Annotated in this window: 18 protein-coding genes; 11 read left to right on the top strand and 7 right to left on the bottom strand. The window is 42.4% G+C overall.

Going from position 1 to position 20,222, the window contains the following annotated elements; all coding sequences use genetic code 11:
* Positions 1 to 80: 80 nt before the first annotated feature.
* Positions 81 to 1,136 (top strand): C40 family peptidase, encoded by a 1,056-nt coding sequence (locus LP667_RS14730; protein WP_056988453.1) that lies wholly within the window; start codon positions 81 to 83, stop codon positions 1,134 to 1,136.
* Between the two features lie 133 nt (positions 1,137 to 1,269).
* Here the strand turns inward: LP667_RS14730 and gad are convergent, their stop codons facing one another.
* The 3 genes from gad to LP667_RS14715 form a co-directional block, all read right to left on the bottom strand.
* Positions 1,270 to 2,673 (bottom strand): glutamate decarboxylase, encoded by a 1,404-nt coding sequence (gad, locus tag LP667_RS14725; RefSeq protein WP_033609572.1) that lies wholly within the window; start codon positions 2,671 to 2,673, stop codon positions 1,270 to 1,272.
* A 173-nt stretch (positions 2,674 to 2,846) separates the two neighbouring features.
* The gene (locus tag LP667_RS14720; RefSeq protein WP_021732213.1) at positions 2,847 to 3,044 is read right to left on the bottom strand and encodes an LBP_cg2779 family protein; all 198 of its coding nucleotides are present in this window, start codon (positions 3,042 to 3,044) and stop codon (positions 2,847 to 2,849) included.
* Positions 3,045 to 3,145: 101 nt separating this feature from the next.
* Positions 3,146 to 4,807 carry a phosphoenolpyruvate carboxykinase (ATP) gene (locus LP667_RS14715; RefSeq protein WP_021732212.1) on the bottom strand — a complete coding sequence of 554 codons (1,662 nt, stop codon included), beginning with the start codon at positions 4,805 to 4,807 and terminating at the stop codon, positions 3,146 to 3,148.
* A gap of 325 nt (positions 4,808 to 5,132) precedes the next feature.
* Between LP667_RS14715 and LP667_RS14710 the strand changes: the two genes are divergently transcribed.
* Both LP667_RS14710 and LP667_RS14705 read left to right on the top strand, forming a co-directional pair.
* A complete protein-coding gene (locus LP667_RS14710; protein ID WP_050584281.1) occupies positions 5,133 to 5,771 on the top strand; it encodes a TetR/AcrR family transcriptional regulator in 639 nt (212 codons plus the stop codon).
* Positions 5,772 to 5,930: 159 nt separating this feature from the next.
* Positions 5,931 to 6,428 carry a MarR family winged helix-turn-helix transcriptional regulator gene (locus LP667_RS14705; protein WP_021732210.1) on the top strand — a complete coding sequence of 166 codons (498 nt, stop codon included), beginning with the start codon at positions 5,931 to 5,933 and terminating at the stop codon, positions 6,426 to 6,428.
* Positions 6,429 to 6,929: 501 nt separating this feature from the next.
* Here the strand turns inward: LP667_RS14705 and LP667_RS14700 are convergent.
* Entirely contained in the window at positions 6,930 to 7,670 is a 741-nt protein-coding gene (locus tag LP667_RS14700) for a helix-turn-helix transcriptional regulator (protein WP_021732209.1), read from the bottom strand.
* Positions 7,671 to 7,973: 303 nt separating this feature from the next.
* Here LP667_RS14700 and LP667_RS14695 point away from each other — a divergent pair, with 303 nt between their 5' ends.
* The 3 genes from LP667_RS14695 to LP667_RS14685 all read left to right on the top strand — a co-directional run bounded on the left by LP667_RS14695 (position 7,974) and on the right by LP667_RS14685 (position 13,342).
* Positions 7,974 to 8,783 (top strand): WxL domain-containing protein, encoded by an 810-nt coding sequence (locus tag LP667_RS14695; RefSeq protein ID WP_021732208.1) that lies wholly within the window; start codon positions 7,974 to 7,976, stop codon positions 8,781 to 8,783.
* 63 nt (positions 8,784 to 8,846) lie between these two features.
* Positions 8,847 to 9,881, top strand: coding sequence for a WxLIP family cell surface protein (locus tag LP667_RS14690; protein ID WP_021732207.1), 1,035 nt, complete (start codon positions 8,847 to 8,849; stop codon positions 9,879 to 9,881).
* Between the two features lie 44 nt (positions 9,882 to 9,925).
* Entirely contained in the window at positions 9,926 to 13,342 is a 3,417-nt protein-coding gene (locus LP667_RS14685; protein ID WP_021732206.1) for a WxL domain-containing protein, read from the top strand.
* A 106-nt stretch (positions 13,343 to 13,448) separates the two neighbouring features.
* Here LP667_RS14685 and LP667_RS14680 read toward each other — a convergent pair whose 3' ends face one another.
* Positions 13,449 to 14,417 carry a DUF1002 domain-containing protein gene (locus tag LP667_RS14680; protein ID WP_021732205.1) on the bottom strand — a complete coding sequence of 323 codons (969 nt, stop codon included), beginning with the start codon at positions 14,415 to 14,417 and terminating at the stop codon, positions 13,449 to 13,451.
* Positions 14,418 to 14,665: 248 nt separating this feature from the next.
* On the opposite strand from LP667_RS14680, the gene LP667_RS14675 reads away from it, so the two are divergent.
* From LP667_RS14675 to LP667_RS14660, 4 genes are all read left to right on the top strand, one after another.
* Complete coding sequence (locus tag LP667_RS14675) at positions 14,666 to 14,989, top strand: hypothetical protein (RefSeq protein ID WP_021732204.1); 324 nt, start codon at positions 14,666 to 14,668, stop codon at positions 14,987 to 14,989.
* A 31-nt stretch (positions 14,990 to 15,020) separates the two neighbouring features.
* The gene (locus LP667_RS14670) at positions 15,021 to 15,593 is read left to right on the top strand and encodes a TetR/AcrR family transcriptional regulator (protein WP_021732203.1); all 573 of its coding nucleotides are present in this window, start codon (positions 15,021 to 15,023) and stop codon (positions 15,591 to 15,593) included.
* 1 nt (position 15,594) lies between these two features.
* Positions 15,595 to 16,113: an O-acetyl-ADP-ribose deacetylase gene (locus LP667_RS14665; protein ID WP_021732202.1), complete on the top strand. Its 519-nt coding sequence runs from the start codon at positions 15,595 to 15,597 to the stop codon at positions 16,111 to 16,113.
* Between the two features lie 147 nt (positions 16,114 to 16,260).
* Positions 16,261 to 17,088 (top strand): undecaprenyl-diphosphate phosphatase, encoded by an 828-nt coding sequence (locus LP667_RS14660; protein ID WP_003645539.1) that lies wholly within the window; start codon positions 16,261 to 16,263, stop codon positions 17,086 to 17,088.
* Between the two features lie 147 nt (positions 17,089 to 17,235).
* On the opposite strand, the gene LP667_RS14655 is transcribed toward LP667_RS14660, so the two are convergent.
* Together LP667_RS14655 and LP667_RS14650 are read right to left on the bottom strand one after the other, a co-directional pair.
* Positions 17,236 to 18,168, bottom strand: coding sequence for an AEC family transporter (locus LP667_RS14655; RefSeq protein ID WP_021732200.1), 933 nt, complete (start codon positions 18,166 to 18,168; stop codon positions 17,236 to 17,238).
* A gap of 289 nt (positions 18,169 to 18,457) precedes the next feature.
* Positions 18,458 to 19,318: an aldo/keto reductase gene (locus tag LP667_RS14650; protein ID WP_021732199.1), complete on the bottom strand. Its 861-nt coding sequence runs from the start codon at positions 19,316 to 19,318 to the stop codon at positions 18,458 to 18,460.
* 140 nt (positions 19,319 to 19,458) lie between these two features.
* On the opposite strand from LP667_RS14650, the gene LP667_RS14645 reads away from it, so the two are divergent.
* Positions 19,459 to 20,211: a threonine/serine exporter family protein gene (locus LP667_RS14645; protein ID WP_021732198.1), complete on the top strand. Its 753-nt coding sequence runs from the start codon at positions 19,459 to 19,461 to the stop codon at positions 20,209 to 20,211.
* The last annotated feature ends 11 nt before the right edge of the window (positions 20,212 to 20,222 follow it).

Genomic DNA, 20,222 nt, shown 5'->3' with positions numbered 1-20,222 from the left:
GTATGTAACACAAATTGAGTAGTATAGACGTTGGCTTGAAGTACATACGTGACATTCTTTTTGGAGTGATCATTATTAAAGTGAAAGTAAATATTAAACAAGTAATGTTAGGGACGGCTGCTTTAGCTGGTATGTTAGTTACTAGTCAAGCAGTTGCCAATGCCGATACAATGACGATCAAAGCAGGGGACACTGTTTGGGCATACGCACAAAAGTACAATCTCTCAGTTGACAAGATTGCTGAAGCTAACGGCTTAAGCAATCCTAATATGATTATTGCTGGTAAGACCATCAATATTCCTGGTGTTAAGACTGGTGAAAAGGTTACGACTAAGACGACGACTGCTAGTGCAAGCAGTACTAAGTCAACTAGTGCCGCAACTTCAACAAGTTCACAAGCTGCTAGTTCAACGACTAGTGCAGCTGCAACTAGCTCATCAACTACTAGTGCAAGTAGTACGAGCCAAGCAGTATCAAGTAGCTCAGTAGCTGCTCAATCAAGTAGCACTTCAACTGCTAGTGCAAGCAGTGTAACTTCAAGTGCTTCAACGAGTTCAGTAGCTTCACAAGCAAGCTCAAGTGCTGTAACTAGTTCAGCAACTTCACAAAGCTCTGCTAGTCAAAGTTCAGCTTCACAAAGCTCAACTTCAGTAGCATCATCTACTAGCACGACTGCAACTAGCACGCAATCTGCTGCTACTTCAACGAGCTCACAAGCAAGCTCAACTGCAAGTAACACAACTACGAACAGCTCATCAGCGACTGTTAAGGCAACGGCCTACAGTGCATCAACGACTACTGCAACTGCATCATACAGCTCAGTAATTGCTGCTGCTAAGACTTTCATTGGCACACCTTACGAACAAATGGATTGCTCTGCATTCACGCAAGCTGCCTTTGCTAAGGTTGGTCGTTCAATCGGTCGGACTACTTATACCCAAGCAACGATTGGTACTCACGTATCATTCAGCCAAGCGCAAGCTGGCGACTTGGTCTTCTGGGGTTCTAATTCAGCACCTTACCACGTTGGGATTTACTTAGGCGGTGGCCAATACATCGCTTCACCAACTTATGGTGAATCTGTCTCAATCAAGAGCACTGCTTACTACACACCAAGCTTTGCTATCCACATGTAATTAACGTTCCTTAAATGGACAAATAGCATTATCCTAGTTCACTGAAATTAGGATAATGCTATTTTTTATATACAAGAACTATATTAGTTATTTCTAAAATCAAATCAGTTGATTTTAGAAATAGTGCGGTGATTCAGTGCGTAAAGCCGTACCTTTTTGGTGCTTCATCACGATGGTAGACAATGTGAGCTTGGTTCAAATTGTGAACGGCTTTAGTCAAATCATCGATAAAATCGTGAGCCATATTCATACCAAAGTCGGCTCGGACGACGATACGTTGAATGACTTGTTGCTCTAAATTAGCAGGTAAGGGGTAAGTTGGTACTTGCCAGCCATTCATTAATAAGCGGTCCGATAGGTCGTAGAGTGTCCATTCACGACTGTTACGGGGTGCTAATTGATAGCAGATCAGGGGCAACTGATGGCCGTCATTAATCATCTCGAATTCACCTAATTTGTCCAGCGCAGTTGCGAGGTATCGAGCGACATCGTGAGTCTTGGTTTGGATTTCACGGTAACCATCCATGCCGAACCGGATAAAATTATAGTATTGGCCAATCAGTTGGGCAGCACTGTGGGAAAAGTTGATGGCCATTGTGGGTAGTTCTCCACCTAGATAACTGACTTTGAAGACTAATTCTGGTGGTAAGAATTGGCGGTCACGCCAGATAATCCAACCAACGCCTGGATAGACTAAGCCATATTTGTGACCGGAAGCGTTGATTGACACAACGTTCGCCAATCTGAAATCCCAAGTGAGTTGTGGCTCAATGAAGGGCGTGTAGAAGCCCCCGGATGCGGCGTCAACGTGGATATAGACGGGGAGTTTAGGATGGTGGTTATTATAGTGAGAAACAACTTTATCAAGAGCTACTAAGTCATCATATTGGCCAGTGTACGTGATACCCATAATACCGACGATGCCAATCGTGTATTCGTCAACATAGTCTAAGACGTGGTCAACATCAAGGGCCATATGTTGTTCGTCCATTGGAACGACGTGCATATCAATATCCCAATAGACACAGAATTTTTCCCAACAAACTTGGTAACCGGCCGAAATAACGAGATTTGGTCGTTGTGCGTTCAAATCTAATCCCGCCGCCTGAGCGCGTTTACGCCAGGCGAATTTCATGGCTAAGCCGCCTAACATACAGGCTTCGGAGGAACCAATCGTGGAGGTGCCCGTGAAGTGTTCATCACTAGGGGCATGCCACAGATTAGCAATAATATTGACGCAACGATTTTCGATTTCAGCCGTACGGGGATACTCTGATTTGTCGATGGCATTCTTAGCTAGCGTATCTTTCATTAATTCAACGGCTTCAGGTTCCATATAGGTCTGACAAAAAGTTGCCAGGTTTAGTCGCGAATTGCCTTCGTCTAATAACTCATCACGAACTAAGCGGTCAGCTTCCCTTGGTGCTAGTGAATGCTTTGGTAAGCGATACTTGGGAAGATCGTGTTGTTCGGAAGGGGCACCAAAGACTGGCTCCAAATATTCTTCAGCTTCATGATTATGTTTACCATATAACATTGCCATGTTAGTCACCCTTATCTCTATAAGTTGTGCCGAGTATAGCATGGGGGTGGTCATCAGGTAAATTAAAATGCAATTCTTCTTTCGTGACCAACAAAAAACTGGTCGAATTGACGACCAGTTTTTGTGAGGACCGTTGTCCCGATTAGGTTTTATCGCTGAACTAACAGTTAGGCTTTGGTTTTGCTATTCATGAATTTCTTCAACAGTTGCAGTTCTTCTTGAGTTGGCGTTGCTTCACCAGATTTAATATTATGAATCCGTTCAACTGATAGTTGGCTGCCAAATGCAAGGTCGTTATCTGTAAGATGATGCTCGCGTTCAAAACTGATGAGTTTTTCTGATAATTGACTTAATGGTAGTTCCATGCTCCTCACCCCGATTTTCAGAATTCGTAAAAGTTCAGTGCCACATACCTGATACTTTTATTATAACCTTAATTGGTTTGAAACGGGGAACGAAAGCCACCCTATTTTTTTATTGGTTGTTTTAATTGATCTTGTAAGTGAACTAGAATGTCATTGATCTCGTGTGGCAAGCGATCATCATTATCATGTTGATAGTGATCAACGAAGTTAGCTCGGATGCCCAGACGTGTCGCGACCAGGTTGCGGTAGTCGGTATTACGATAATCGACTGGAAAATCAGCCAATTTTAGGTTTTGCATGTGGTCTAAACCAGCGAATGATTCCCATTCGGTCGTGTTGTTGACAATTGCTTCTAATGCACCCAAGGTGATTTCTTTAGGGATCTTCTTGTCACCAAAGAAACCGGTGTTCAATAAATAACAATCCAGATGACGTTCTTCAAAGAGTGCTTTGAAATCATGATAGTCTTCTGATAATGGATAGACTCTAAATGGGTTAGCAAATGGTTCAATGACTAAGGCATTTCGATCGACGTCACCAATAATATTTTCAGCTGAGCTGCGCTTGGTTGCTAAGGTGGCACCGAATGTGGCGGCTAATACGGGATCATCAACTTTGATAACGGGTGGTAAACTGTCATCCTTCATAATCCAGAAAATTGCATTGATCGGTGCGGCCTCTTTATCAACACGATTAGTTGAGGCATACCGAGATTTGATTGTTCGACCGTTACCATTGCGAAGGTCCTCAGTAACGAGAACTTTGCGACCCTGATCGTCCAAAGTTACCCCAACATTTTGAATGGTCATAAAGTACTTGGTCTCATCAGATGTCATCGGGTAGTCGTTAGTTTTATCGAAGTAGGAAGGTTCGAGTGCTACGGAACTACCATCCTTACGATTAATGACAAAAGCATCGTCGTGCAGTACGGTGATATCGTACTTATAACCGTGTTTGGCATGAGTCAGTGTGGATTTTCCGGAACCTGATAATCCAAACATAGCGAAGACTTGATCTTGCTTATCCTTGAAGTGGAAAGCCTTTAAGCCACCATGACAGGCAACGAAACCGTGCCGATGAGCAATTGACCAAGCTAAAGTCAGAGTTGATTTCTTTAACTCGCCAAAATATGGCATCCCTAAAATCGCGGCTGTGTTATGTTGGGGATCAAAGATTGCGAGTCCATCTGGATAATCAGGATCATGATAAGTTGGGTCGGCATAAATATAAATGTCACCTTCTGGGTAGGCTACGGACTGGTCGAACATTTCTTGATAAGCTTTAGTGATTGGCTGAAAGTTAAGCATATAGGAGAGTAAATTATTTGCAAAACCGTCAGGAATGGCTAAGTGTGCCCGGACAATGAAATCCTCATTCAGCCCAACTAAAACATCTGTTTTGATAAAATCTTTGTGAGCGCTCGCAAATAATGCCTGGCGAAGTCGGCCGGCCATATCAGTTTCACTAACACCAGGATTACCTAAAATCCGGCGAGCTTGCGCAGTCCGACCAACGACTTTGCCAGTATTTGCAATTAACATCTTAGCGTCAGCTGGCAGGCCTAAATCACTGGCCCGATAGATTGGGAGGTCCGTAATAACGGTTCCGGGGTCCTTCGTGGCAAGGTGGTAAGCGGCAGCGACATCATCAACGTGGTGCATATTGTTACCGTAAAAGGCCGTTTCGACGGTAGAACGAATTTGTGAAAAAATTGGATTATTACGACCAATATCGGCTAATTGATAAGAATTTTTAGTGCTCATGTTGTAGCCTCCCTGTTAGTTGTTAAGTTCATTTTAGCACAAACAGGCGTATAAGAAAGCGCTTTCTTGTATGCCGAAAAACATTTTCGTTTGCAAATACTTAGTCTCAAATTTTTGCTAGTTAGTAGTTAAGCTTGCTAGATAACTGGATTGACCATTTGATAGATTATAATCATATTAATAGTTTAAGCGGTTATCGATTAACCTTCCGATTAAATTATAACTTGCGTTTAAAGCTATATTAGTATAGTTTATTTAAAGAGAATGATGCGCAAATTTGTGAGGGGGCTACCTAGTGCCAAGAAGAAGAAATACCCAACGACGAATGGAAATAGTTAATACTGCGTTTCGCTTGTTTGCAGAGCAAGGCTATGCAAATGTACAGATGAAAGATATCGCGGTTGCTTGTGACATCAGTAAGTCGTTACTTCAGCATTATTTTCCCAAGAAAATTGTTTTGCTAAGTACAATGCTGAATGAGTTAACACTTAGCGCGTTTATTTATAGTAATGAACAGCTAACTATGCTGTCGGCCCATCAACGAACAATGATTCAAATGAGTTTTGTATTGCGCATGCTGGATGAAAACCCGACGATGGAACACTTCATACAAGATATATTTGAAAGTCCCGAGTTAACGACTGAGATGGTGCTAGTGACATTAGATTGGTTAGAAGCCATTGGCGTTGAAGGTGAGGCGGCCATGATTAGATATGCGCTTAATTTTGCATTATCTGGTGGAATGGCGGTCTTCTTTAAACGCAAGATTCTAAGAGCTAGTGTTGGCATGATTTCAGAGAATATTGACCAAGCGTTTTACTTGTTATTAGGTGAAAATACTGAGAAAATTGACCAAATCTATTTAAGTACAGCCAAATATAATACTGATTATTATTATCAACAGTTTATTACCCACCTTCATAGACATGCCACGATTGATTTGAGTACTGAAATAAAAATTTAATATTAAAGTAATCTAAATTACTTGTATTTCGTAAAATATACTAGTACACTTTAAAGCGGGGAAATGATAAAAGACGCTTACTAATTTATGAAAAAGCATGGGGCGAATTATGATTGGGAGTTTAATGATAATTCGACTAGTGAAAGGGAGACTTGAACAATGAATGAAGATATGGAATTTTTTAATCGTTTTAGCCATATGTACTTACATGGGTTTAAAAATTTATCGGATATGTTTGCTGAACCAGCAACGGAACACGGCATTACATTAGATGAATTTTATATCTTGTATGATATTGCTGAAGCTAAGGGCAAAATTCGGTTGATGGATATTGCTGAAAGCCACGGTGTGACCCGCTCAGCAATTTCTCGGTTAATTGGTCGCTTATTACGTAAGGACTATTTATACCAAGAGGCTGAAGACCATGATCGGCGGAACAAAGTTCTAAAATTAACGCCAGAGGGTGCACGGATCGAACACGAAGTCTTCACTGAATTAATTCAACGTAATCGAGAATGGCGTCAAAGCTTTAGTTTAGCTAAACAATACCAAACTTTGAATTTAGTTGAAGAATTTATGGACAAGTTTGTTAATGAAGATGCTAGCAAGCAGACTAAAAAGACCACGTATGTGGATGTAAAGCGTGCTGAAGCATAATTGTTAGTACACTGAAAATGATTTAAATAACATCACTAAAATTTTAATTTTAGTGATGTTATTTTTTTATAATTATATTGATGTTTCATACTGTTGAGAGCCTTTGGGCAATTTATAGCTTTTATAAAAGTCATAATATTATTTGACCAGTATTTATCAATAATATTAGTGAATGGATACGCTATCAAATGCAATCCGTGTGTGTACTAAAAAAATGCCAATCAATTTATATTGATTGGCAAAGCTATGTTAACAACTTGTATAACAGTCAGAAAAATTGGTTTATCCAGTAAATATGAAAAATCAGCCGTGGTCAGTCGTGTTAATGAGTACTAATTTTTAGTCATAATGAGTCGCATTTTCTTTCAACGTTAAAGACTAAACTGATTTGGCTACAATATTAGTTGATATAAAACGAAAGAAATCAATTTTTGACTGTTAAAACTTATATGATTAATTTAAAATACAAAAAAAGATTTTATTGTACAAGCAAAGAGAGAACTATGATTCTTTTTTGTAAAAAATCTGATTTAACTCGCGATATCGGCTAGGTGTGACGTCAAATTCTTTTTGGAATTGACGAGCAAACTCAGCGCTATTATAAAATTTGATTTTATCGGCAATTTCACCTATGGGAAGATGAGTATTGATTAATAATTGTTTTGCCCGCTGTAACTTAGCGTGACGGATATAAAAATTAATTGTAAAGCCTAACTCTTTACGAAATTTACGTTTCGTGTACTCAGGATCTAAGGTCAATTCCTTTAAGATTGTATTTGTTTTAAGCGGTTCATCACAGTGATTGTCGATGTAGTAGACGACTAAGGCAACCTGTTTAGAGAGTCGCTTACTATCGATCGGAATGTCAAGGGTATCAAGGTTGCTAAAATAGTTATTAACAATTGTCTCTAAAAGTGGCAAAAAGTCATCGTTCGTCAATGTTGCCGTCATGAGATAATGAAGAATGTCTTTTCTCAGGTTGACAAAAGTAATCATGTTTAAGTAACGATAGAAACTAACACTTGCTAGATCGCAGGTTAATGCGATTAGAGATTCTTTTAAAATTACTGGGCGAATATTATATAAATTATCTTTAATACGATCATCAAATCGATGGATGTGCTCTAAGGCATAATTTAAACAACGTTTTTCAAAAAAATAGCTTAAATCATGTTCTAAAATGGCAAAATCAAACGTGAAATTGCGTTCTACTTGAGAAAGTTCGAGTTCTGAAAATATCAATGGACAATGCCTCCTTGCAAAATTACAAAAGTAATAGTTTTTATACAAATAGTAAACGTACATAATAGTGTACTTGATTAACTTTAATTGGTATGTTTTAATTGGTTTAAGGATAATGACCGATTTAAGTTATCCAGTATAGACATATAAATATCCTTCGTCAATTAGTTTGCTACAATTTTGTTTATAAAACTGGATTGGTTCTAATTGATTTTATCGAATGCCAATTTGTACAAACAAGCAGTGCGCGCTATTGATGGAGGGCATAAATATGTTGATTAAATTTTTAGGGGGAATTGTCTTATGAAGAAGTCACATATGCTTAAAGCGGCTATGATGGTTTCAGCAGTCAGTGTTGCTTGTTTATCGTTCAATAATTTAGGAGCTTCCGCTGATACTCTGCCTTCAACTGGGAAGTCACAGGCTGATGTATCGTTCACATCTAATGGGGGTACAACTGATCCGGTCGATCCTGGGAACCCGGATAATCCTGGTGGCGGTGGTACCGGCAACAAGGGACCACTTTCATTGGACGCAGTACCAACTTATCTTAATTTCGGGACACACACGCAGCCGACTGTTGATACGGCTTACACGTTATTATCGAAAGATGCTAGTCAGGAAAAGCTTGCCACAGCTAACGATGATAAAACTCAGAACGTGACGACTAGTGGTAAAAAAGATGGTAATGATATTATCTACACGCAGGTTTCTGACTCACGTGGGACTGGTGCTGGTTGGCAATTGAAAGCACAACTTTCTGATATTACGGCTTCTGATGGGCAAGTGTTAACGAACGCTTCAGTTGTTTTGGCCAATGGGACACCGCAATACCTTACAGGGGAAGCCAATCAACAATCTTGGGTCACTGCAGCAGATGCTAACCAAGCAACCGTTTCAACACCAATTGTGCTCACTGCAGGTGCTTCAGCGACAACGGATGTTGCAACTGCAACGGCTGGATCTAAAGTTGGTGAAGGCCAAGGGATGGGTGTTAACCAACAATACTGGAACATCAATAACGTGCAATTACATGTTAAAGGTGGGCACGCCGCCGCTAAGAATTACTCAGGTAATATTGTTTGGACATTGGACTCTACACCAACGGTTTAATGAGCGAAAACGAGTGGCTATGTTGAATAGTTAACTCGTTTTTTTTGAAGGGAGGCCCTTTTTATGAGTGGCTGGAATAAGAAGCTATTATTAGGATTATTAACTCTAATAATGACTTTGTTTGGTAGTATGACGGTAATCAGTCACGCTGCTGATACAGCCAATAATGCGGTGACTTTTGATGTTCAGCCAATGCTTAATGAAAAGCAGCAATTATCAAAGGATGCGTATTATTGGGATTTTAAAATTCAACCGCAAAAAACATATTCATTGGCGATGCGTGTTAATAATCGCTCAAATCATGAAATTAAGGTCAAGAATCAATTCTTACAATCGTATACTAATGCGAAGGGTGTTATTGATTATGGCGCTGCTAATCTGAATGATGACACTAGTTTAAAAGTAAAACTAGCTGATATTATCACCGTACCGAATGAGGAAACGACGATTCCAGCTAATAAATCACGGATTGTGCGGGCGCAATTGAAAACGCCAGCACAATTGAAAAAGGGTGTTATTTTAGGAAGCTGGCAAGTTAAAATTGCGGATCAGCACCTTAAAACTAAAGGGGCAACGTTAACTAGCGAATATGCTTACAATGTGGGGATTAAATTAACGTCAAATCGTGATCCACTACCCAAATTACGTTTGGCTGATGTTCAATTAAAGAAACGTAGTGGCATCAAGACAGTTATCGGTAATATTCAGAATTATCACGCCTCAATTTTAGGTCAAGGGACTGTCACTGCATACGTTCGCAAAGCCGGACAGACTAAAAAGCTGGCGGTGGCTGATTTGAAAAGTAGTTCAATGGCGCCTAATTCTAACTTTAACTTACCTTTGAAGTGGCGTGCTAATCGGGGAATTATTTTACCTGGGACCTACACTTTATACGTCAAGTATCGAACTACGGACGAAAAGTTCGCTAAGCCGCATGTCTGGTCGCTAAAGCAAGATTTTGTGGTTGGCGCTACGGATGCTGTTAACGTTACGGCCCCGGCCACTTGGGGGTGGTTGATTGGCATCGTGTTACTCGTATTATTACTCGTTGCCTTAATAATATTCTGGGTGATCAAGCGGCGTCAAAATAAGCGCTAAGGGGTGATACTATCAAAAAGTTAAGAACGATTGTTGTCATATTGATGGTATTGTTACAAGTCATGGCTGCTGGTGCAACGGTAAGCTTAGGTACTGGTATGACCGCTCAAGCAGATACGTTACCACAGCTAACTTTTGCCAAGTCAACGGCTAGCGATAATATTTTAACGAACCAACATTTTGATGTAGAACTACAAGTCAGTAATACGGCATCAAAAACGAATACGATTGATTTGCCGAACGATGTTAATTTAGATGGGCCAGAGGAGTTTAAGCAAATAAAAAAGGTTTTCAAAGATAGTCACTACACATCGGGGGATAATGGGGCCTTTACGGTTACGGCTAAACAGCTAACAGTTGCGTACAATCCTGATAAGCGCAGGATAACGGTTCAATGGTCAGATGAATATCCGCAAGTAAAGGTACCGATTAGATTAACAGCTGTTAAAGCAGGTCAATTAGCCTTGGTGGCTGTCGCAGATGGTCAAAAGGGGCCAGCTTTGAACGTTGATATTAAGGCACCAAAAACCCAAGCAAGTCAGTCTAGTTCACGTTTAGAGCATTCATCAACGACAGCATCGTCATCAAGCACAACTACGACGACATCGAGTAGCCAAAGTCAAACGAGTACGACTGCACAAACGAGTGTGGGACATTCAACAGCGTCATCAGTATTAAACGGTCAATCAGCCGATGAATCACTGACGGGTACTAGCGATTCATCATCATTATCCACTAGTCAGTCATCGTCACTGGCACCCGCTATGGGTGTGTCGAGTGCCTCATCGGCGACCCCGTCGACTTCTAATGAAAAGAATCGGCAAGCGCTGTCGTCATCGAATGGCAAGCAGGCATCAGCAAGTTCTTGGTCTAATCCACTGATTCCAGTGACGCGTTTGACACAACTGAGTACGAATGTTGCCAATGTTAGCACGTGGGATCAACTGGTAGGTGCTTGGAAGAATGCTAGTGTGGATGAAATCAACATTACTACTGATATTAGCAATGCCTCAGCACCTTCAGGAGCATTAGATTCACGTTTGTCGGGTAATATTATTGTGAATGGGAACGGCCACAGTGTGAACCTCGGCCGAGCCGGATTCCATACTCGGTATAACAGTGCGACTAGAGATACGTTGTATACGGCAACCTTTATGAATTTTGCACCATTAACTGGATCTTTTGGTAATGATGCTGGGTTAATCGGGTCTACTACTGGTGGTGACGGTGGTAATGCCGCTTTAAATTGGACGTTTAATGTTAGTAACATCACAGTTCCTAGTGGGACCAGAAATTCTGATACGAGTCGCCGTTTTGTTAGTGCTGAAGGAAACCAGGTCAATGTGACAGGGAACTGTCAGGTAGTCACCTATCGAGAAAATATTTTATGTGGAGGTCTCAATGTCGCTGCTGGGCAGACATTTACGGGATCAAAATTAGCAACTGGTGATAATAATTCCTTTATTTGGTTTGTTTATGATCAGCAAGGAACGGGTGATCGCAAAGTCAACGTTGAAGAAGACGCTACCTTAAACTGTATTCGCCGACCGGTTGATCCCAATTCAACGGCCTATACAACGTATCCAGTTGTTTTTGATGCGTATGAAAGTATTAATATTGGAAAAAATGCCACGTTTAATGCTAGTATTCCAGGTAATGCGTATTCCAATCTGTATTTCTCGGGTTCACAATACCATCGCGATCTTTATGCGGATACCGGCAGTACGGTTAATTTAACGTCTTTAGCTAGAAGTCAATCGCCAATTTCGTTTTCTAACAATGCGACTTCGACGATTCAAAGCAGTAGTGGTGCTAATGTTTATGTCATTGCAGCGACGGGTGCACCTTTGATTTCAGGAAACTATGCGCGCTTAGCCACCGTTCGGTTTATCAAACCTAATAACTTAGACTTGCGGAATAGTTCCACGGGAGCGGCTGCGGCAACTAGTTCAATCAATCAAGACAACGTTGGTACTTTTGAAATTCAGGATAGTAATATTAGTTTATGGCGCTTAGCTTCATCGATAACTGGTGGTGCTGATTATTCATATAATAGTGTGGCACAATTACAGCAACAGGGGACAACGGTGTCGGCTACTAATAGTAATTTGCAAAGTAATTACTTATCTTCCAAGATGCGACGAATTAGTGCCATCAATCAAAAGCCCCAACTGAGCTTCAATAACCCGTATGATGGGACGACTAGATTGACTGATGCGGATCAAAAATTGCGCACGCGCGTCATTGTGGCGATGGTCCCAGATACTAACGGGGTTCAGGATGATGGCAAAGTCCATTATATTCCACAGTATGCTAGTGCTGGACAGCTAACGGTTAGTTATCAGGTCAATGGGAAGACCGTCACGGCCCCGACTGATAGTAATGGCTACGCGACAGCGAACTTAGGGGCCTTTTTAAAAGCGGGAACCACGGTTACGGCCAGCACTGATAATGCCAGCGGTACGATGGTAACGGCTACAGAAACGGTAGTAGATGTGACGCCGCCTAATCCAGCGACTAAGGTCGTACCAGACCCGATTAGAGTTTCTTCGGGAACGGTCAGTGGGCAGAATGGCGAACCTGGCGCGCAGGTCACGTTAGCATTGAATGGACAGATTCAAACGAATGTCAAAACGGTTGTCAATGCCAACGGGACTTGGTCACTGGACTTAACCGGACTATCGTTAAAAATTGGTGACAAGATTATTATTTACATGGCTGATAGTCTAGGCAATCGTAATCCTGATCCGAATAGTTATCCAAATGGGCAGCAGTACCATGATGCAACCTTTCAACCAGCACCAATATTTACAGTAGCTAAGGATTTAATTGTTAATCCGATTGATCCCGATGATCCTAGCAAGCCGGGGACCGGTGGAACGAACAATTTAGGTCCATTATCGCTGGATGCTGTACCAACACATCTGAACTTTGGCCAGCACAGTATTCCGACAATGGATACAGCGTACCCATTGTTGGCACCGTCAGCCGCTGAAGACCAATTGGCTACTGCTACTGATGGGCAGAAGTATGCAACAGTTGGTGGTCAGAAAAATGGGCAGGATAGTGTGTATACACAAGTGACTGATACACGGGATACCCCAAGTGGTTGGCAATTGACAGCCCAATTATCAGCGTTGACAGCTAATGATGGGACGACCATGACGGGTAGTTATGTAACGTTGACATCAGGAATAGCCCAGTATTTGAATGCTAGCACTAATAAATGGGTTACGTCAGCCGACCAAAATCAGGCAACGTTACCAGCCATGATTAAGTTGACCCCAGGTGCTACCCAACAGACGCTAATTGCTGGTACGACTGGGCAACAGGGCGTCGGTACTAATCAGCAAATTTGGAATGTTAATAATGTTGCGTTGCACGTCCAAGGTGGTCGTGTGATGGCTAAAAATTATTCTGGAACTATTACTTGGCAATTGAATAGCTTGCCGAGCCAGTGACCGTTATTTAATGGTCTAACATGCTATGTTTTAAGGTTTAAAAAGAATCGGACGACCAAACTGATTGCAGTTTGGTCGTCCGATTTTGAGTATGCCGGATTAATAATTAGCCGAAGATGGATTTAAAAATGGAACTGAAGAAGTTAACGATCCCATCCCACATCTTTTGGAGCAAGTTTTGATTTTCCTTGGTGTTAAGCTTACTGAAGACACCCTTAGCGTTAGATTGAATATTTTTCATCAACGAATTAGCTTGGGTCTTGAAGCTTGAAGAATCTAACGCGCCAGAATCACGAATCTTGACCAACAAATTAATAATTTCAGTCTTTTGATTATTAGTAATGACGTTCGTTAAATTGTTATTGGTAATTTGTTGGTTCACGATGGTCGTGATTTCGTTTTTAGTGACGCTACTACCCTTTTGGGCCATTTCTTTTTTAGCACCCGCTACGGCATTGTTCAATTGTGAGTCTGTGTAGCCATCTTTGTCTTTGTTGGCCTGAGTGATACCGCTTAGCGTACTCAATTCATCTTGAGCGGCCGTCACTTGCTTGGTATTTAAACTATTGCCAGACTTGGCATAAGCGGCATAGACACCGGCTAGCGCACCAGAACCGTCAATGGGAGTGGCTGACGTCACGTAAATGTTTGCATCGGTGATCCCAGCCGTTAACGCAGCATTTTTATACTGGTTGGCCGTAATGGTCGTGATGTTGTTGCTACCGTTATAATCTAGAATTTTAACATTGATTCCTGAACCAGAACTTGTTTTTTGAATCATGGCACTGGACCAAACGCCGGAAGTGCTCGTGAAGCTTTCCCCAGCCGGGTTGAGATACTTGACCAAGGTATCACCGTTAACGGTTAAAGTCTGATAATCGGCACCGTTCAAGCTAGCCGTTAACGTGTTGATCGTCCCAGTCTTTTGACTGCTAGTCAGGCTACTGCCCAATGTGACAATTGGTTCGTCGCTGCTACTGTCAGCGTGCGCAAGGACTTGCCAGCTACCAAGCCCAACGATCAGGGTGGCAACGAGGGCAACCCATTTAAATTTGAAACTCATTCGTTTCGTCATTTTCTTTTCCTCCGCATCTTAACTAATGCACCTAAATCCTAACATGAACCGTTCGCTCCCGGGTTGTACAGTGGCAACTAACGATTGCAAGGTTAGGTTATGTCATTATTATAGCAGACCGTAGTCGTAAGTTAACATTCGGCGCGTAACCTTGGGAGAGTCCTAAGTATTTTAACAATTTGTTTATTATTTGCCGAAGTCCCAGACTTTCGCTATACTCGAAATAAATATCGGGGGAGGTTATGACAATGACACAAAATCGGGTGATTAACGCGTTGAGCTATTTAAGTATTTTATTCTTACCAGTTTTATTTCCATTAATTGTTTGGTTGCTGACGAGTACTAATCCAGAAGCGCATCGGGTTGCAGGACGGGCTTTTTGGTTACATTTGTTGCCGACAATTTTAGGAATTACATTGCTCGTTATTTTAGGCGTTAGCGGTATTTATATGGACAGTATCGTTAATAGTGGCTGGTTGGCCGTGGTTCTTTTAGCGGTATTTGGAGTGGTCGCTGTGGCTAGCTACTTATGGTCGATTATTCGTGGCATTCAGTATTTAATTGCTGATTAATGTAGTAGCGTTAGGCTCAGGAGGTTTTAGCATGGTTGTTAAGGACGCATCAGTAGTTGAAACAGCAATGATGATTCAATTTTGGCAGCGTGGTTATTATCAAACGACAGTTGACGACTTGCTCACCGTTAGCCAGTTGTCACGAACGCAGTTTTATCGCCAGTATCACAGTAAGCGGGTTGCGTTACGCCGTTCACTTGAACGCTATCAAATAACGTTAGATGAACAACTTGATCAATTGATTCAACGTGAGCGGGCGCGGCAAACACCATTGCCCGCTTTAACTGCGGCTTGTTTGCGACTACCATTTCAGAGTGAACGGTGGCCAGCAGGATGTCTGATGGTGAACCTGATGGCTGAAATTGGGTCGCAGGATGCGTCCTTGATGGCCCAATTGCAAACGATCTATGCTGATTTACAGACCCGACTCGTCGGTTTACTTTCACCTCAGGCTAAAACCTTACCGACCACGGTCGCTGAGACTGCAGCAAGTTTAATGCAGGTTCGCAGCGGCATTCAGTTATTGGCTAAACAGGATCCTAGTGGGGCCCAGCTAAAACAACAGGCCCAAATGAGTGTTAATCTGATTATGGGGGCAGTTTAAGATGGTTGAGATTAAAGTCATTCACGGTGATATTACCAAAATGACCGTTGATGCAATTGTTAATGCGGCCAATACGAGTTTGCTTGGTGGTGGCGGCGTCGATGGTGCCATTCATCGGGCAGCTGGGCCAGCATTGCTGGCTGCCTGTCGCCCATTACACGGTTGTGCAACTGGTGAAGCCAAAATTACGCCGGGCTTTCGACTACCGGCGAAGTATGTGATTCACACGCCGGGCCCCGTTTGGCAAGGTGGACAGCATGACGAATTACAATTGTTAGCGAACAGTTATCGCAACAGTCTGAATTTGGCCGCTGAGAATCATTGTCCAACGGTTGCTTTTCCGTCTATCAGTACCGGCGTCTATCACTTTCCGCTATCGATTGCGGCGCCGTTAGCGTTAAAAACGTTACAAGCAACCGCGCAGACAACGGCCCACACGGTTCAGACGATCACGATTGTTTGTTTTGATGACCAAACGCAAAATGCATTTAGTACGGCGTTGGTAGCGCTGACAAATTAATCTTTACCAAAAAAATACACATGGACGCTACTATCTTGAGTAGCCGCTTGCTATAATGTTGATATACCGGCCATCGGGGATGGTCGTAAATCTTTATGTATTGGGATTATCAAGCGATAATCATTGCCAACAAGAAAGGAATCCATTGTGTTAGATATTTTTAAAGCAGTAATCTTGGGGATTGTTGAAGGGATTACTGAATTCTTACCAATTAGTTCAACGGGGCATTTAGTCCTGGTTGACGAATTTATCAAGATGCAACAGTCCACGCAGTTTACGGATATGTTCAACGTCGTGATTCAATTAGGGGCGATCATGGCGGTCGTTGTCCTGTATTTCCATAAACTAAATCCGTTGTCACCACGCAAGGATACCACGGAAAAGCGAAATACTTGGGTTCTCTGGAGTAAGGTTTTATTAGCGGTCATTCCATCGGTGATTGTGGGATTACCGTTAAATGATTGGATGGACGAACATTTAATGAATTGGGCGGTCGTTTCTGCCACGTTGATTATTTATGGGGTCCTATTCATTGTGATTGAAAATCATAATAAGCGCTTAACACCCCGCTTCGCTAATCTACAAACGTTACCTTATACGACGGCATTGTTCATTGGGTGTTTCCAGTTGCTCTCATTGATTCCAGGGACTTCACGTTCCGGTGCAACCATTTTGGGGGCTATCTTGATTGGAACTTCACGCTACGTCGCAACTGAGTTTTCATTCTTCATGGCAATTCCAACAATGTTTGGGGCATCATTATTGAAGCTTGTGAAATTCTTTGCTCACGGTGGTTCTTTAGCTGGTTTGCAAGGAGCAGTCTTAGCCGTTGGGGTGATTGTGTCCTTCGTAGTCGCTTACTTGTCGATTCGTTTCTTGTTGGATTACATCAAGAAAAACGACTTCAAGGCGTTCGGTTGGTACCGAATTGTCCTGGGGGTACTTGTGATTGGCTACTTTACGTTGATTCATTAAAATACTAAAAAAGCAGCTATCCACTAACATGGTATTTTGTCTTGTTAGTTGATGGCTGCTTTTTTATGTTTTGAGACATAGTATTCGATTATTATTTGCATGAGATCTTGTTGAAATTTACTGCATTTCAAGGCCGAGAACGGTTAACTATACGAGCTGCAACCCCCACATTAAAAAGCCCATAGTTAGCGGCGCAATGATCGTACTTAACATTTGCGTGGCCACGTATTCATCCGGTGCCAAGTGGTTTTGGACGGCCAACATGGTCGCAATGGTTGCAGTGGGAATTGCGAGCGTCAGGACGACTAATTGTTGGTTACTTAACGACACATGCAAACTAGCCATGATTCCCCAGATGATTAACGGTAAACCTAAATTTTTTAGGATAACGTTTAAGACGACCATCCGTGTCAGTCGCCATGGCCTTGTCGTTAACAAAAGCCCCAGAGCGAACAACGCTACCCCACCAGCTGCTTGTCCTAACTCTGTAAAATTCGTTAGCCAAGCACTGGGCAAACGTAATCCAGCCAGGTTTAGGATAAAGGCACTAATTGGTGCCCACACGACTGGTTGCCGAATTGCACTACATAATTTTTGCCAACCAGCATGCCAACGTTGTTCAGGAACCGAATCGCCCGCCAATGTTAGAAGTAACACGCTCATAGGAACTTGTACTAAATTCATGTACAGGCCGCCTAGCGCAACTAATAAAATACTAATTTTACCGAAAACAACGAGTAGTACGGAAACGCCCATGAACGGAATTGAGGGGCTCGCGATTACTAGTGCTCGTAATGTGGCTGTTTCTAGTTGCTGGTGGAAACAGTACTGGCTCACAATAACGCTGGCCATGCCACCTAGCATGCCCAGCGCCAGCCACATCGCGACCGAATAGTTTTGAATAATGGTAACGCGCTTTAATGACAAGATTCCTCCGAAGAGGCTTAACGGCAAGGCATAATGCATGACTAACTGAATCAAAACATCACTGGTCGTTGGCGCAAATTGATGCCGTAGTCCCGCAAACACGCCTAATCCCACTGTTACAACAATTGGTAAAATTGCTAATATAAGTAGCATTACAGTACCCCCAGTCTTAATAATTAACTGAGTGTACCATAATTCAGTTGTTGTGATAGCAAGGTTACGGGCTCCAAATGGTGTATATTATGATGTTTCGTTAGTCTGTTCGCGATTAAACATCACATTGTTAATCAACTAGACTGTACCTGTTATGATAACAACTAATTTCCTAGTTTGACTGGATTGTCTTTACAATTAAGTTATTAGCCAAACAAATAACATTCCCATTGACAAGACGTAGAAAAAGGATGCATGCCAATGGCTGCATCCTTAATAACGATGGAATTTAGAAATTAACTTGGTCAGGATCATTGGCTAACCCGGCAACGCCGTGGAAACCATCAATGACTTTCATATCATCATCGCTGAGTTCGAAATCAAATAATTCCGTATTTTGTTCAATTCGATCCGCATGGACTGACTTTGGTAATGGTAAGAAGTCGTGTTGCAATGACCAGCGTAACACAACTTGGGCGACGCTCTTATCATATTTATCAGCCAACGTCTTTAATTCTGGGATACTGAAGATCTTACCAGTACCTAATGGGCTGTAAGCTTCTGATAAAATATCATGTTCACGGTTGTAGGCCACCACTTCATCTTCCATATCACTAGGGTTGAGGAAGATTTGGTTAACGGCTGGAACCACTTTAGCCGTCTTAAGCAGTGCATCCAAATGCTTAGGACGGAAGTTAGAAACTCCGATAGCCCTCGCTTTACGGGCCGTGTAAGCTTCTTCCATTGCTCGCCAGGTATCGGCGTTCAATTGTTCCCAGTTGTCACGCATTGCAGCTGGGTTTGGCCAGTGGATCAAGTATAAATCAACGTAATCCAGACCTAGCTTTGCTAGTGAAGTATCAAGGGCCTTCTTAGCAGCGTCATAGCCATGGTCGGCATTCCATAATTTCGTCGTGACGAACAAGTCTTCACGTGCCACACCGCTATCGGCAATGGCCTTGCCGACACTTTCCTCATTGCCGTAAGCAGCTGCTGTATCAATGTGCCGGTAACCGGCCTTTAATGCTGCTAATACGGAATCATAAGCAACTTGGCCATCAGGAGTTTGCCAAGTTCCGAAACCAACAATTGGAATCTTAGTGCCGTTATTTAACGTGTACGTATCGGTGAGTTTGGTCAATGCTGTCATCGAAAATGCCTCCAAAATTTTATTTACTAGTATAATTTTACCCATAAGCGACCACTTCCGGCAAACATTCTGTTCCTAACTAATGACGATACGCAAAATTCGTGAGAAAATATAAACATTCTGATGTGGGAGGCGTTTTAATGAGTGACACGGCAGTTATGTTAAGAACCACGTTGTTGGCCGGCGCCATTTTGATAGAAAATGGGGCTGAAATCAAGCGGGTTGAAGACACCATGCAACGAATCGCAGCCAACGCTGGTTATCCTGACGCACAGATTTTTGTTTTGCTAACAGGAATCACCGTCTCCTTGCCAGAAAATGCCACTAGTGAAGTACGGGCAATCCATAATCGGGGTATGGACCTAGAAAAAGTGGATCAGGTCAACAGCCTGTCACGGCAGTTTGCTAATCACGATATTGATTTAACTGAATTTGCCGTAGCTCTCGAACGGGTCAATCAAGCCGTACCGACCTTCCCATTCAGCTGGTTATGTCTAGCGGCTGTTGTCGTTAGTGTGCCGTTGATGGTCGCCTTTACTGGGCGGACAACCCCTGCCGACTTGATTACTTGTGGACTAGCCGGGTTGGCTGGTTTTGCGGCCTTTTATTGGATCAATCGGCTGGGGTCAATTCGGTTTCTCAGCGAATTTATGGGTGCTTTGATTATTGGCCTAATTACTTTACTCGGCTTTTATCTCACTAACGGTCATTATCATCCCGACGCCATCATTATTGGCGCTGTGATGCCATTAGTGCCGGGTGTCGCTATCACTAATGCCGTCCGTGATACGATGACGGGTAACTTACTGAGCGGCCCTGCCCGCGCTGTAGAAGCCGTTTTATCGGCGTGTGCGATTGGTGTCGGTATCGCACTGACTTCATTTTTCTACTAAAGGAGGCGTGA

Source organism: Lactiplantibacillus paraplantarum, from assembly GCF_003641145.1.
GTDB classification, from domain to species: Bacteria; Bacillota; Bacilli; order Lactobacillales; family Lactobacillaceae; genus Lactiplantibacillus; species Lactiplantibacillus paraplantarum.
This window is presented reverse-complemented; position numbering and strand designations above follow the sequence as displayed.